The sequence below is a fragment of the Streptomyces lydicamycinicus genome, assembly GCF_000829715.2.
Lineage (GTDB): Bacteria > Actinomycetota > Actinomycetes > Streptomycetales > Streptomycetaceae > Streptomyces > Streptomyces lydicamycinicus.
Genome location: NZ_BBNO01000006.1, coordinates 328,370 through 341,926, shown reverse-complemented (window position 1 = coordinate 341,926; position 13,557 = coordinate 328,370). Strand labels below are relative to the sequence as shown.

The window sequence follows — 13,557 nt, the reverse complement described above, 5'->3', positions numbered from 1 at the left end:
CACGAGGAGTCCTTGTGGTCCGCGCCGCCGTACTGCCCGCCGTCAACGCCCCCCTCCAGATCACCGAGATCGAGCTGCCCGAGCCCGGCCCGGGCCAGGTCCGTATCCGGCTCGCCGCCGCCGGGGTCTGCCACTCCGATCTGTCGCTGTCCAACGGCACCCTGCGCCAGCCCGCCCCGGCCGTCCTCGGGCACGAGGGCGCGGGCACCGTCACCGCGGTCGGCCCCGACGTGACCACCGTGGCCCCCGGCGACCAGGTCGTCCTCAACTGGGCGCCGTCCTGCGGCGACTGTCACTTCTGCGGACTGTCCGAGCCCTGGCTGTGCGCCCATTCCGGCCTCGCCGCGAACGCCCCGTACGCCCGGCGCGCCGACGACGCCACCGAGCTCTACCCCGGCCTGGGCACCGCCGTGTTCGCCGAGGAGACCGTGGTCTCCGCACGGGCCGCGCTGCCGCTGCCGGAGGGGGTACCGCTCGCCGATGCCGCGCTGCTCGGCTGCGCGGTGCTCACCGGCTGGGGCGCCGTGCACCACAGCGCCCAGGTGCGGCCGGGGGAGTCGGTCGTGGTCTTCGGCGTGGGCGGGGTGGGCCTGGCCACGCTCCAGGCGGCGCGGATCGCGGGCGCCGGCCCGATCGTGGCCGTGGACGTCTCGCCCGAGAAGGAGGAACTGGCCCGCGCGGCCGGGGCCACCGAGTTCGTGGTGGCGGGCGACGACACCGCCAAGCGCGTCCGCAAGCTCACCGGCGGCCTGGGCGCCGATGTCGCCGTGGAGTGCGTGGGCCGCGCCGACACCATCCGTACGGCCTGGTCGGCGACCCGCCGCGGCGGCCGCACGACGGTCGTCGGCATCGGCGGCCAGGACCAGCAGGTGTCCTTCTCCGCCCTGGAACTCTTCTACTTCGGCCGCACCCTCTCCGGCTGCGTCTACGGCAACACCGACCCCGCCCGCGACCTCCCGCTGATCGCCCGGCACATCCGCTCCGGCGCGTTCGACCTCTCCACCCTGGTCACCGACCGGATCGGCCTCGACGGCATCCCGGCGGCCTTCGACGCGATGCTGGCGGGCAAGGGGGGACGGGCGTTGGTGGTGTTCTAGGGGGCGAGGACGGCGGGGGCGGGGGCTGCGGGGAGCGCCCTGGCCCCCGCATGCAGGCGGCGCCGGAAAGTCGTGCTGCGTGATCCGTTGACGCCGTACCGGCCGGTCGGTACGGTCGCCCGACATCACGGCGCCGCCCCCCTCCCTCCCCGCACCCCTCGGAGTGTGCACGCATGGATACGGCCCCCTCCGCGCCACACGGCAACACCGGCACCCCGCCCTCCGCCCGCAGCCGCCGCAGGGTCGCCACCGCGGCCGCCCTCGCCTCCGCCGTCGAGTGGTACGACTACTTCGTCTTCGGTATCGCCGCCGCGCTCGTCCTCGGCCCGGCCTACTTCCCCTCGGACAGTCCGGCCGCCGGTGTCCTCGCCTCGTTCGCGACCTTCGCGGTGGGCTTCCTGGCCCGTCCCGTCGGCGGGGTGATCGCCGGTCAGCTCGGGGACCGGCACGGCCGTAAGCCCATGCTGGTGCTCGCACTGACCGTCATGGGGCTGGCCACCACCGCCATCGGCCTGCTCCCCTCCTACGCCACCATCGGGCTGGCCGCACCGGTCCTGCTGGTCGTGCTGCGGCTGCTGCAAGGCATCGCGGTCGGTGCCCAGTGGGGCGGCGCGATGCTGATGGCCACCGAATACGCCCCCGAGGGGAAGCGCGGGCTCTACGGCTCGCTGGTGCAACTCGGCGTCCCCCTCGGCGTGATGACCGCCAACTCCGTTTTCCTGCTGGCCGGCGCGGTCACCGACGAGCGGTCCTTCGGCACCTGGGGCTGGCGGCTGCCGTTCCTCGTCGGCGTCCTGGTGCTCCTGCTCGCCCGCTATATCCACACCCACGTCGAGGAGACCCCCGCGTTCCGGGCCGCGGAAGCGAAGCTGGCGGCGACCGAGCAGGCCGCCGCGGCGCGCCGTTCTCCGCTGCGCGAGATCCTGCGGCACCATCTGCGCACCGTCCTGCTGGCCGGCGGCTCGTTCGCGGTCAACACCGCCACGTTCTACATCCTCATCACCGGCGTCCTGGACTACGCCACCCGCGAGCTGGAGATGCGGCGCACCTCCGTACTGGCCGTGTCGCTGCTGGTCAGCCTCACCCAACTCGCGCTGATCCCGGCCGCCGCGGCGCTCTCCGACCGGATCGGCCGGCTGCGGGTCTATGCCGCGGGCGCCGTCGGGCTGTTGCTCTGGGCGGTGCCGATGTTCCTGCTCATCGACACCGCGTCGCTGGTGTGGCTGGCCGTCGGCACCTTTGTCGGCAGCTGCTTCCTGAGCGTCATGTACGGCCCGCAGGCCGCACTGTTCGCCGAGCTGTTCACCGCCGAGATGCGCTACACCGGCGCCTCGCTCGGCTATCAGATCAGCGCGATCCTGGGCGGCGGACTCGCCCCGTTCGTGATGGTGCTGCTCCTGGAGGCGACCGGCACCTCGATGGCGGTGGCCGGCTACATCATGGCGCTGTCCGTCATCGCGCTGGCGTCCATCTGGCTGCTGATCCGGCGTGCCGGGACGGCGCCTGCACCGGGCGGTGGGGCCGAGCCGGGGCGCCGGCTCTAAGGGGTGTCCCGCAGGGCGCGGACCGGCCTGGGGGAGCGGTGGTGCACCGCTTCCCCGCGCACGGTTCGTCGCCGGCCGGACGGCGCGGTGCAGAATGACGAGGCCGGTGCCCGGAGAGCCGCCGTCGGCGACCGTGGTGGTCTGTCCGACGGTTTCCGCGGCGCCGGCCCTGGCGGAAGAGCGGTGCGAGTTGGCGCAGGGGTCAGGTGGGTGCGCCAGTAGGCGGCGCACGGACCCGGCAGATCGCTGTGTCGGAGACGGCCGGGTGGCTCATGGCGCAGGGGTCACCGGACGGTCCATAGAGGCGTAGGGGGCGGATTGATGGAAAGCGTGGGCGCGTGCCTGGACGCGGGCGGGCACGGCGACGACCCGTGGTCGGGGGTGGATGCCAGCCGTCTGGCACGTGCCGCAAGCGAGCAGGCGGAGCGCGCGATACCGGGGATCCAGGACATGCGGTCCTACCTGGCTTCCCAGGTCTCCGATGTCTCACATCGGGAAGTGGTGGGCCCCCTGCTCGACGGGCAGGGGGCGAGCGGGGTCGTCGTGCGGCGGGGAACGGTCCTTGCGGCCTGGGGAGACCCCGAGCGGGAGGAAATGGCCTTCAGTGCCACCAAGAGTGTCCTGTCGCTGGTAGCCGGACTGGCCTTCGACGACGGGCTGCTGCGCTTGGACGAACCGGTGTGCCGGTCGATCGATCTGCCCCAATTCGGCGACGCGCACGGTCAGGAGATCACCTGGCGGCACCTTCTGGACCAGTCCAGCCAGTGGGAGGGCGAACTGTGGGGCAAGCCCACCTCGGTCGACGCCCAGAGCACCCGCGAGGGAACCGAGTCGGCCGGCGGCCCTCCCGGAGCCGGCTGGGCCTACAACGACGTCCGGGTGAATCTGACCGCCCTCGCGCTCACCGTGCTGCTCCGCCGCCCCCTGCCCGAGGCGCTGCACGAGCGGATCATGGAACCGATCGGGGCGTCGTCCGGCTGGTCCTGGCACGGCTATGCCGACTCCGCGGTCGAGGTCGGCGGCCGGCGCCTCCCCGTGGTGTCGGGCGGCGCGCACTGGGGCGGCGGACTGTGGATCAGTGCCCTCGACCTCGCCCGGATCGGACAACTCTGCCTGCGGCGCGGACAATGGGGCGGGCACCGGCTGCTGTCCGGCCGATGGGTCGAGGAAATGTGGCGGCCCTGCCCGGTCAAGCCCCACTACGGGCTGTCATGGTGGCTCAACGACCATCGAACGGTCTGGCCCAAGGCCCCGTCCACCGGGCGCTGCGCCCGCGGCAACGGGGGCGGACACCTGCTCTGGGTCGACCCCGCACGGGACCTGGTGGTCAGCTCGCGCTGGGGAGCGGAAGTCGAGACGCTTCTGGCTGAAGTGTCGGCTGCGATCGAGCCGTTGGGGAAGCCTGCACCCTGAGGGTGTCGAGGCGGCCCGCCCCGCCGTACGGTCAGCTCCCCTCCGGCGGCACGAGGTCCGGGTGCTGGAGCGCCAGGCCGTCCACCAGGGCCCGTAGCCCCGTCTCGAACGCGCCCTCGTCCACCTGGCGTTGATGCTCGGCCAGCAGATGCGCCTGGCCCAGGTGGGGGTAGTCGGCGGGGTCGTAGGCGCTCGGGTCGTCGACGAAGCCGCGGGCGAAGGAGCCCAGGGCGGAGCCGGCCACGAAGTAGCGGACCATGGCGCAGACCCTGGTGGCCTGGGCGGGCGGCCAGCCCGCCTCGACCATCCCGCCGAACGCCGCGTCGGCCATCTTCAGGCCGGCGGGGCGGCGGCCGGGGCCCTGGGCCAGGAACGGCACGATGTGCGGATGGGCGGCGAGCGCCGCGCGGTAGGAGCGGGCCCAGTCGAGCAGCCCGGCGCGCCAGTCCGTGCCCGTCTCGAACGCCGACACATCGACCTTGGCGATGACCGTGTCGGCCACCGCGTCGAGGATCTCGTCCTTGGTCGTGAAGTGGTTGTAGAGCGACGGCCCGCTCACGCCCAGCTCCGCCGCCAGCCGCCGGGTGGAGAGCGCCGGCAGCCCCTCGGCGTCGATGAGCGCCAGCGCCGTGGAGACGATGCGCTCGCGGCTCAGAAGGGGCTTGCGGGGTCGGGCCATGCCGCACATAGTAGAGGCTGCCCGCCAAAAACTAGCAGTGCTAATTAACTGTTCTCGTCCACAAGGGGCCCGAGATGAACCTGGAGCTCAGCGCGGAGCAGACCGCGGTACGGCAGCTCGCCAAGGACTTCACCGACCGCGAGATCACCCCGTACGTCACCGCCTGGGACCGCACCGAACAGGTCGACCGCGGCATCGTGAAGAAGCTCGGCGGCCTCGGCTTCCTCGGGCTCACCGTCCCCGAGGAGTACGGCGGCTCGGGCGGCGACCACCTCTCCTACGTCCTGGTCACCGAGGAACTGGGCCGCGGGGACTCCTCGGTGCGCGGCATCGTCTCGGTCTCCCTCGGGCTGGTGGCCAAGACCATCGCGGCATGGGGCGACGAGGAACAGAAGCGGGCATGGCTGCCGCGGCTCACCTCCGGCGAGGCCGTCGGCTGCTTCGGCCTGACGGAGCCGGGCACCGGATCCGACGCCGCGAACCTCGCCACCCGCGCGGTCCGTGACGGGGACTCCTATGTCATCGACGGCAGCAAGATGTTCATCACCAATGGGACCTGGGCCGATGTGGTGCTGCTCTTCGCCCGCACCGGCGGCGCCCCCGGCCACCAGGGCATCAGCGCCTTCCTCGTCCCGGCCGACAGCCCCGGTCTGGAGCGCCGGGAGATCCACGGGAAGCTGGGGCTGCGCGGCCAGGCCACCGCGGAGCTGGCCCTGAACGGCGTACGGGTCCCCGCCACCGCCATGCTGGGCCCCGAGGGCAAGGGGTTCTCGGTCGCGATGTCCGCGCTGGCCAAGGGCCGGATGTCGGTCGCCGCCGGCTGCGTGGGCATCGCCCAGGCCGCCCTGGACGCCGCGCTCGGCTACGCGGGCGAGCGCGAGCAGTTCGGCAAGCCGATCGCCCGGCACCAGCTGGTGCAGGAGCTGATCAGCGATATCTCCGTGGACGTGGCGGCCGCGCGGCTGCTGACCTGGCGGGTCGCCGATCTGATCGACCGCGGCGAGCCGTTCGGCACCGAGGCGTCCCAGGCCAAGCTCTTCGCCTCCGAGGCCGCGGTGCGCGCCGCCAACAACGCCCTCCAGGTGTTCGGCGGCTATGGCTATATCGACGAGTACCCGGTCGGCAAGCTGCTGCGGGACGCGCGGGTGATGACGCTGTACGAGGGCACCAGCCAGATACAGAAGCTGGTCATCGGGCGGGCGCTGACGGGGGTCTCGGCCTTCTGAAGCCGTCCGGCCCGCATGGCCACGGGGCCGCCGGCCCGCCCGCCGCGCCCTAAGCGCTTGCTCAGCGGCGCGATATGGTGTTCGATCCGTCAGAGGAGGGTCCCTGGCGGGTCGAGGAGCGGGGTGCGCGATGGGTGCGGCGGCGGAGCGGGCCAAAGAGGAGAACGAGGAATGGGCCGGGGTGACCCCGGACGCCGCGCGACGGCTGGTCAGCGCCGCCGTCGAGGCCTTCGCCGAACGCGGCTACCACGCCACCACCACCCGTGACATCGCCGGCCGCGCCGGGATGAGCCCGGCCGCCCTCTACATCCACTACAAGACCAAGGAAGAGCTGCTCTACCGCATCAGCGGCATCGGCCACGAGAAGGCGCTGCGCATCATGGGCGCCGCCGCCGAGGCCCAGGGCAGTGCCGCCGAGCGGCTCCGCGACGCCGTCCGCACCTTCGCCCGCTGGCACGCGGAGCACCACACCACCGCCCGGGTCATCCAGTACGAACTCCAGGCGCTGAGCCCCGAGCACTACACCGAGATCGCCGGACTGCGCCGCCGGACCGACCGGTTGCTGCGGCAGATCATCCAGGACGGCGCGGACAGCGGCGAGTTCCGGGCCGACGACGTGCCGGGCACCACCCTCGCGGTGCTGTCGCTGTGTGTGGACGTCGCCCGCTGGTTCACCGCGGACGGCCCGCGTACCCCCGACGAGGTCGGCACGCTGTACGCCGACCTCGTCCTGCGCATGGTGGGTGCACCGGTCGCCTAGGGCGCGCCGCCGCGAGGCACCCGGCGCCGGCCGGGGACGGCACCCCGGCCACCGGGCCGGGGCGGCCCGCCGGTCACAGATAGAAGCGGCTGACCGTCTCCGCGACGCAGACCGGCTTGTCGCCGCCCTCGCGTTCGATCGTCACGACCGTGGCCAGCTGGACGCCGCCGGACACCTCGGTCACGTCCGCGATCCTGGCCGTGGCGCGCAGCCGCGAGCCGACCGGCACGGTGGCGGGGAAGCGGACCTTGTTGGTGCCGTAGTTGATGCCCATCTTCACGTTGTCGACCCGCATCAGCTGCGGGACGAGGGCGGGCAGCAGCGACAGCGTCAGATAGCCGTGCGCGATGGTGGTGCCGAACGGGCCGGCCGCGGCCTTCTCCTGGTCCACATGGATCCACTGGTGATCGCCGGTGGCCTCGGCGAACAGATCGATCCGCTTCTGGTCGATCTCCAGCCAGTCGCTGGTACCCAGCTCCTCACCGACCGCGGCCCGCAGTTCGTCGAGCGATCCAAACACTCGGGGCTCTGCCATCTCTCGTCTGCCTCCTCGGGGTCCGTCCGCCGTTGGCGCGCATCGGCCGACGCTTACTAAGCGCTTGCTCAGAATGCGGAGTACGAGCCCCCGCTGTCAATGGCCGGACGACTAGGGTTGAACCGTGCCCCAGCTTCCGTACAAGGTTCATGAACTCTCCGTCGGCCAGCTCTCCGCGCGCAGTGGCGCCGCGGTGTCCGCGCTGCACTTCTACGAGTCCAAGGGGCTGATCAGCAGCACCCGGACGGCGGGCAACCAGCGCCGCTACACCCGTGACGCACTGCGCCGGGTCGCCTTCGTGCGGGCGGCACAGCGGGTCGGCATCCCGCTCGCGGTGATCCGCGACGCACTGGCGGAGCTGCCCGACGAGCGCACCCCCAATCGCGCCGACTGGGCCCGGCTCTCCGAGGTCTGGCGCTCCGAACTGGACGAGCGGATCAGCCAACTCGTGGAGCTGCGCGACCGGTTGACCGACTGCATCGGCTGCGGCTGCCTCTCGCTGGAGAAGTGCGCGCTGTCCAATCCGTACGACAACCTCGGAGAGCGGGGGCCCGGCGCGCGGCGGCTGCGGGTCGACCGGAGCGCCAAGGACCCGGAGGGGGCACAGCGGCGCGCCGGCGGCGAGCCGGGGACCGGCCCGGCGCAGCCGGACGAGCAGGAGTGCTGCACGGGCGAGAGCTGAGCGCGGGCGCGCCCGTCCCGGGGCGGGACGGGCGCGCGCACTCCGGTGTGCGTCACCACACGGGCGGGGTGCGTCCCGCCCATGGGCGGGCCTGCTCCAGCTGCGCCGACAGCGCGATCAGGGTGGCCTCGTCGCCGTACCGGCCGGCCAGCATCACCCCGATCGGCAGCCCTTCGGCGTTCCACTGCAACGGGACGTTCACCGCGGGCTGGCCGGTGGCGTTGTAGAGCGCGGTGAACGGGGTGAACGCCCCGAGGGCGTCGAACTCGGCCTGCGGGTCGGCGTCGTTGCGCAGTGCGCCGACCTCGGCCGGCGGCGCGGCCAGGGTCGGCGAGAGGATCACGTCATAGCCACCCGGCGGCATCAGACCGTCGGCCAGGGACTGGGCGAGCATCCGGAAGGCGTACAGCGAGCGGGTGAAGTCCGTGCCGGAGACCTCGGCGCCGCGGTCGCGCAGATAGCGGGTGAGCGGCATCAGCAACTCCTCGCGCCCGGGCGGTACGGGGCGGCTCGCGGCCAGCACCGACCAGACGCGGGTGAAGGCGAGCAGGACGCTCTCGTCGGCGGGCAGCGTCAACTCCTCGACCTCATGGCCGAGTCCGGTCAGCAGGGCGGCGGTCTCGGTGGTGGCGGTACGGCAGTCGGGGTGCACCTCGATGCCGGGGACGGGCGCCTCGGTGAGGCAGGCGATCCGCAGCCGTCCCGGGTCGCGGAGGGCGTGGTCGGCGAAGGTCTCCCCGGGCGGCAGCGACGGCGCCGCGAACGGGTCGCCGGGCATCGCCCCCGCCAGGACGTCCAGCAGGGTGGCCGCATCGGCGACCGTACGGGCCAGCGGGCCCGAGGTGGCCAGGCCCGAGACATCGTGCAGCAGCGGGCCGCCGCTGATCCGGCCACGGCTGGGCTTGATGCCGAAGAGCCCGCAGACCGAGGCCGGTATCCGGACCGAGCCGCCGCCGTCGCTGGCGTGCGCGACGGGCGCCAGGCCTCCCGCCACGGCCGCGGCGGACCCACCGCTGGAACCGCCCGCCGAGCGCGCCAGGTCCCACGGGGTGCGGGCGGGCGGGGCGAGGCCGTTCTCGGTGTAGCAGGGCAGCCCGAATTCGGGGGTGTTGGTCTTGCCGAGCAGGATCGTGCCGCCCGCCCGCAGCTTGCCGACCACATGGTCGTCGACGGTGGGCACATGCTCGGCCAGCGCCCGGGAGCCCATCGTGCAGCGCACCCCCGCGACCTGGTTGAGGTCCTTCACCGGCACGGGAACGCCGTGCAGCGGCGGCAGTTCACGGCCCTCGCGGCGGGCCGCGGCGGCCTCGCTCTCGGCGTCCGCGGCCTGTTTGCGGGCGATGTCGGGGGTGCGGGTGAGGAAGGCGCCGAGTGTGTCGTCGAGCCGCTCGATCCGCGCGAGATAGTGCTCGGTCAGTTCCACGGGGGAGAGCTCCCCGGACCGGATTTTCCGGGCCTGCTCCAGCGCGGTCAGATCGTGCAGTTCGGCCATGGACGTCCACCCTCTCCTACCGACGCCCGCGCGACCCTGGTGCCGCCCGGGCAGGAGGACCGACGCCCCCCGGGCGCGCTGCCGGTGCGGGTGGTCGGCCCGTGGACAGTTGTTTCAGTTCGCGGGTCGATTCGTAAAGGCCCCTATATGAACGGGATGCCCGACGGTGGGCGACCTGCGCCCGTTGCCCCGCGCGCTGTGGAGGTCGCGGGCGCGCGGGCTCCGGGCGGAGGCCACGTGCCCCGTCCGCACACCGACCCGGACGCCCCCGTCACGCGGAGGCGCCCGGTGTCGTGCGAGGACGGTCAGGCCGCCGCGAAGGCGTCCGCCCCGTGGAGCCGGCCCGCGGCGGTGAGGGCCTCAGGGGTCAGTACGGAGACCGGGGCCAGGACGCCGCACTGGCGGCAGGCCGGGCCGGTCGCGGTGGAGTCCGGGGGCCAGGCGAAGTGGGTGCTGCCGCACACCGGGCAGTCGCGGCGGGGCCGGCCGGCCTCCATCGCGGCGATCATGCGGCGCAGTACCACCGCGAGACGGGCCGCGGGGTGCCGTTGCGGTGACTCGCACGGCACGATGTCGCAGCCGCCCCAGGTCCGCCGGTGCCACTCGTCGAGCGCGCCGGGCTGGCGGATGCCGTGGTGTTTCTCCTTGCGGCGCCGGGCGGCGCACTCTTCCTCGTACGCGAGCCAGAGAGCACGGGCCTCCTCCAGCTCGGCGAGCGCGGCCATCAGCCGCTCCGGATCGGGATCGCGGTCCTGGGTCGCGATACCGGCCCGGGTGCACAGATGGTGCCAGGTCGCCCGGTGCCCGTAAGGGGCGAAGCGTTCAAGGCACTTGCGCAGCGCGGTGCGTCGCTGGGTCGCGACGAGACGTGGATTGCGGACCTGCTCTGCGAGGGCTCTGAAACCGGCCATTCTTCCCACCTCCGTGGGGAGGATCCGACTGGACAGGGATGAGACGTAGCCTGCCCCCACTTGGATCCATCGAACTTTTTTGCGGCTTTGTTGGCGATGTTCCGAGGTGTCGCCGCGGCGCCGGCCCGGTCTTCGGGTGGCAGGGCAAAAGTTGACTGTTGTTCATCTTCCGGCCGGGGATAACCGCCGGTAACGTCCCGCCCGCCCTCCCCAAGGGGACCCCCATCGAGGAGCTGCAATGCGACGACGTACCGGAAGGTTCAGGACTGCCGCCGCGGCAGCCCTGTTCGCCTTGGGTGCCACGCTCTTGGCACCGCCCCCCACCGCGGCCGCCGCGCCCCCGGACGCCCAGGACTACTGCCGGGGCCAGTGCGGCGACATCCTGCCGCCCGGCGCCACCGGCAACGCCACCCTGGTGGAGATCCTCGGAAACAAGCTGTTCGGCACCCACCCCGAGCACTCCACCGACCAAGTCGCCCCGTACGGCGCGCTGGCGAGCGGCTATCAGTCGCTCACCGACGACACCCTCGGCAACTTCTTCAACGATGCCTCGTTCGGCGTCCCCACGGACCAGGTCGGCAAGGTCAGCACGCCCCGCGACGACGTGACCATCACCCGCGACAAGAAGACCGGCGTCCCGCACATCAAGGGCACCACCCGCTACGGCACCGAATTCGGCGCCGGCTACGCCGCGGGCCAGGACCGGCTCTGGCTGATGGATCTCTTCCGCCACATCGGCCGCGGCGAACTGACCTCCTTCGCCGGCGGCGCGCTCGCCAACCAGGGCCTGGAGCAGCAGTTCTGGCCGCAGGCGCCGTACACCGAGGACGATCTCCAGGCCCAGGTCGAGCGCATCCGGGACACCAATGGCGAGCGCGGGAAGCTGGCCATGCAGGACGCCCAGGCCTATGTCGACGGGATCAACGCCTACCGCGAACAGTCCAAGAACGGCCGCTACTTCCCCGGCGAGTACGTGCTCACCGGACATGTCGACGCCATCACCAACGCCGGTGAGATCCAGCCCTTCAAGCTCACCGACCTGATAGCCCTGGCCTCCGTCGTCGGCGGTCTCTTCGGCAACGGCGGTGGCGGCGAGGTCCCCTCGGCCCTTGCGCTGCTCTCCGCCCAGCAGAAGTACGGCGTCGAGAAGGGCACCGAGGTCTGGGAGTCCTTCCGGGAGCGCAACGACCCCGAGGCCGCCAAGACCCTGCACGACGGCAGCAGCTTCCCGTACGCCGTGAAGCCCGCCAAGGCCAAGGGCACGGCGCTGCCGGACCGCGGCTCGGTCACCCCCGAGCCGCTGGTCTTCGACCGCACCGGCGCGGCCACCACCAAGAGCGGGACGCCGCCCCGGGACCCGGTCAAGGCCCCCAGGAAGTACAAGAAGCTGGAAGGCCTCTTCAAGGACGGGGTGCTGCCCGAGGGGAGCTTCGATCCCACCCGGCGCCGCGGGATGTCCAACGCCCTGCTGGTGTCCGGCAAACACTCCGCGAGCGGCCACCCGGTCGCCGTGTTCGGCCCGCAGACCGGCTACTTCGCGCCCCAGCTGCTGATGCTCCAGGAGATCCAGGGGCCCGGCATCAGCGCCCGCGGCGCCTCCTTCGCGGGCGTCGGGATGTACGTCCAGCTCGGCCGCGGCCAGGACTACTCCTGGAGCGCCACCTCGGCCGGCCAGGACATCACCGACACCTTCGCGGTCGAGCTGTGCAACGCGGACGGCTCCGCGCCCACCAAGGACTCCACCTCCTACCGCTACCGCGGTGCGTGCGTCCCCATGGAGAAGCTGGAGCGCACCAACTCCTGGAAGCCCACCATCGCCGACCCCACGGCGGCCGGCTCCTACCGGATGCAGGTCTTCCGGACCAAGTACGGGACCGTCACCCACCGCGCCACCGTCGACGGCAAGCCCGTCGCCTACACCGCGCAGCGCTCCACCTACCGCCACGAGGCCGACTCGATCATCGGCTTCCAGATGTTCAACGACCCGTCCTACGTGCAAGACGCCAAGACGTTCCAGCAGGCCGCCCAGCACATCGGTTACGCCTTCAACTGGTTCTACGCCGACTCCCGCGACATCGCGTACTACAACAGCGGCCTCAACCCGGTCCGCAACCCCGAGGTCGATCCGGCGCTGCCCGTCAAGGCGGACGACGCCTACGAGTGGAAGGGCTACGACCCCGCGACCAACACCACCGAGTACACCCCGGCCGCCCAGCACCCGCAGTCCGTCAACCAGGACTACTACATCTCCTGGAACAACAAGCAGGCCAAGGACTACGACTCGGCGGGCTACGGCAACGGCTCCGTGCACCGCGGCAATCTGCTGGACGACCGGGTGCGCGCGCTGACGAAGGACGGCGGGGTGACCCGGGCGTCGCTGACCCGTGCCATGGGGGAGGCCGCGGTCACCGACCTGCGCGGTGAGGACGTGCTGCCCGAACTCCTGCGGGTCCTCAACAGCAAGCCGGTCACCGACCCGAAGCTGAAGACCGCGGTCCAGCAGCTGGAGGCCTGGCGCAAGGACGGCGCCCAGCGCCGGGAGACCGCCGCGGGCTCGCACGCCTACACCCACCCCGACGCGGTACGCCTGATGGACGCCTGGTGGCCGCTGATGACGGAGGCCGTCTTCAAGCCGGGCCTCGGCGGCGACCTCTACGATGCGCTGCGGGCCAACCTCGGGATCGACGAGTCACCGTCGGCCGGCCACGGCCCGACCGGGGCGCACGCCGGATCGGCCTTCCAATACGGCTGGTGGAGCTACGTGGACAAGGATCTGCGGGGGGTGCTCGGCGACAAGGTGGCGGGGCCGCTGGGCCGTCAGTTCTGCGGCGGTGGTGAGCTCTCCGCCTGCCGCGACACCCTGCTCGCCACGCTCCAGCAGGCGGCCGGGAAGACGGCCGAGCAGGTCTACCCCGGCGATGACAGCTGCAAGGCAGGCGACCAGTGGTGCGCGGACGCCATCATCCACCGCACGGTGGGCGGTCTGACCCACGCCACCATCAGCTGGCAGAACCGGCCGACCTATCAGCAGGTGGTGGAGTTCCCCGCCCACCGGTAGACGGGAGGCGGCACCGGCGAGGCCCCGGGGCGGGTGACCCCGGGGCCTTCGTGCACGCCCGCCGGGTGCCTCGGCGGGCCCAACTCCCGTTCCAGGAACGCCGACTGCCCTCGGGGCGGCCTTCCCTTGGGGTTATGCTTCAGGGTTCTGAACTTCAGGG

The 13,557-nt window shown here is 72.3% G+C and carries 11 protein-coding genes; 7 read left to right on the top strand and 4 right to left on the bottom strand.

From position 1 onward, the window contains the following. Positions 1-14: 14 nt before the first annotated feature. The 3 genes from TU31_RS21945 (at position 15) to TU31_RS21935 (ending at position 4,054) form a co-directional block, all read left to right on the top strand. Positions 15-1,097 (top strand): Zn-dependent alcohol dehydrogenase, encoded by a 1,083-nt coding sequence (locus TU31_RS21945; RefSeq protein WP_042157317.1) that lies wholly within the window; start codon positions 15-17, stop codon positions 1,095-1,097. A gap of 173 nt (positions 1,098-1,270) precedes the next feature. After that, a complete protein-coding gene (locus TU31_RS21940; protein WP_042157314.1) occupies positions 1,271-2,641 on the top strand; it encodes an MFS transporter in 1,371 nt (456 codons plus the stop codon). 321 nt (positions 2,642-2,962) lie between these two features. After that, entirely contained in the window at positions 2,963-4,054 is a 1,092-nt protein-coding gene (locus TU31_RS21935; protein ID WP_042157311.1) for a serine hydrolase domain-containing protein, read from the top strand. Between the two features lie 31 nt (positions 4,055-4,085). Here TU31_RS21935 and TU31_RS21930 read toward each other — a convergent pair whose 3' ends face one another. Further along, the gene (locus TU31_RS21930; protein ID WP_042157308.1) at positions 4,086-4,733 is read right to left on the bottom strand and encodes a TetR/AcrR family transcriptional regulator; all 648 of its coding nucleotides are present in this window, start codon (positions 4,731-4,733) and stop codon (positions 4,086-4,088) included. Positions 4,734-4,807: 74 nt separating this feature from the next. Between TU31_RS21930 and TU31_RS21925 the strand changes: the two genes are divergently transcribed. Both TU31_RS21925 and TU31_RS21920 read left to right on the top strand, forming a co-directional pair. Beyond that, on the top strand, positions 4,808-5,959 hold the full coding sequence (locus tag TU31_RS21925; protein WP_042157306.1) for an acyl-CoA dehydrogenase family protein: 1,152 nt from the start codon (positions 4,808-4,810) through the stop codon (positions 5,957-5,959). Between the two features lie 130 nt (positions 5,960-6,089). Next, positions 6,090-6,719, top strand: a complete 630-nt coding sequence (locus tag TU31_RS21920) for a TetR/AcrR family transcriptional regulator (protein WP_042157304.1) — start codon at positions 6,090-6,092, stop codon at positions 6,717-6,719. A 73-nt stretch (positions 6,720-6,792) separates the two neighbouring features. Here TU31_RS21920 and TU31_RS21915 read toward each other — a convergent pair whose 3' ends face one another. Beyond that, the gene (locus TU31_RS21915; protein WP_026169316.1) at positions 6,793-7,254 is read right to left on the bottom strand and encodes a MaoC family dehydratase; all 462 of its coding nucleotides are present in this window, start codon (positions 7,252-7,254) and stop codon (positions 6,793-6,795) included. 124 nt (positions 7,255-7,378) lie between these two features. Here TU31_RS21915 and soxR point away from each other — a divergent pair, with 124 nt between their 5' ends. Next, complete coding sequence (gene soxR, locus TU31_RS21910) at positions 7,379-7,936, top strand: redox-sensitive transcriptional activator SoxR (RefSeq protein WP_042157301.1); 558 nt, start codon at positions 7,379-7,381, stop codon at positions 7,934-7,936. A 52-nt stretch (positions 7,937-7,988) separates the two neighbouring features. On the opposite strand, the gene TU31_RS21905 is transcribed toward soxR, so the two are convergent. Both TU31_RS21905 and TU31_RS21900 read right to left on the bottom strand, forming a co-directional pair. Next, the gene (locus TU31_RS21905) at positions 7,989-9,428 is read right to left on the bottom strand and encodes an amidase (RefSeq protein ID WP_042157299.1); all 1,440 of its coding nucleotides are present in this window, start codon (positions 9,426-9,428) and stop codon (positions 7,989-7,991) included. Positions 9,429-9,733: 305 nt separating this feature from the next. Continuing rightward, positions 9,734-10,339 carry a hypothetical protein gene (locus TU31_RS21900; protein ID WP_042157296.1) on the bottom strand — a complete coding sequence of 202 codons (606 nt, stop codon included), beginning with the start codon at positions 10,337-10,339 and terminating at the stop codon, positions 9,734-9,736. A 238-nt stretch (positions 10,340-10,577) separates the two neighbouring features. On the opposite strand from TU31_RS21900, the gene TU31_RS21895 reads away from it, so the two are divergent. Further along, positions 10,578-13,397 (top strand): penicillin acylase family protein, encoded by a 2,820-nt coding sequence (locus TU31_RS21895; RefSeq protein ID WP_042157292.1) that lies wholly within the window; start codon positions 10,578-10,580, stop codon positions 13,395-13,397. Positions 13,398-13,557: the final 160 nt, after the last annotated feature.

Bases quoted from the DNA above. Each gene is read 5' to 3' on its own strand.
- TU31_RS21920 (WP_042157304.1), top strand. From the start codon at position 6,090: ATGGGTGCGGCGGCGGAGCGGGCCAAAGAGGAGAACGAGGAATGGGCC.
- TU31_RS21925 (WP_042157306.1), top strand. From the start codon at position 4,808: ATGAACCTGGAGCTCAGCGCGGAGCAGACCGCGGTACGGCAGCTCGCC.
- TU31_RS21940 (WP_042157314.1), top strand. From the start codon at position 1,271: ATGGATACGGCCCCCTCCGCGCCACACGGCAACACCGGCACCCCGCCC.
- TU31_RS21935 (WP_042157311.1), top strand. From the start codon at position 2,963: ATGGAAAGCGTGGGCGCGTGCCTGGACGCGGGCGGGCACGGCGACGAC.
- TU31_RS21915 (WP_026169316.1), bottom strand. From the start codon at position 7,254: ATGGCAGAGCCCCGAGTGTTTGGATCGCTCGACGAACTGCGGGCCGCG.
- TU31_RS21905 (WP_042157299.1), bottom strand. From the start codon at position 9,428: ATGGCCGAACTGCACGATCTGACCGCGCTGGAGCAGGCCCGGAAAATC.
- TU31_RS21895 (WP_042157292.1), top strand. From the start codon at position 10,578: ATGCGACGACGTACCGGAAGGTTCAGGACTGCCGCCGCGGCAGCCCTG.
- TU31_RS21930 (WP_042157308.1), bottom strand. From the start codon at position 4,733: ATGGCCCGACCCCGCAAGCCCCTTCTGAGCCGCGAGCGCATCGTCTCC.
- TU31_RS21900 (WP_042157296.1), bottom strand. From the start codon at position 10,339: ATGGCCGGTTTCAGAGCCCTCGCAGAGCAGGTCCGCAATCCACGTCTC.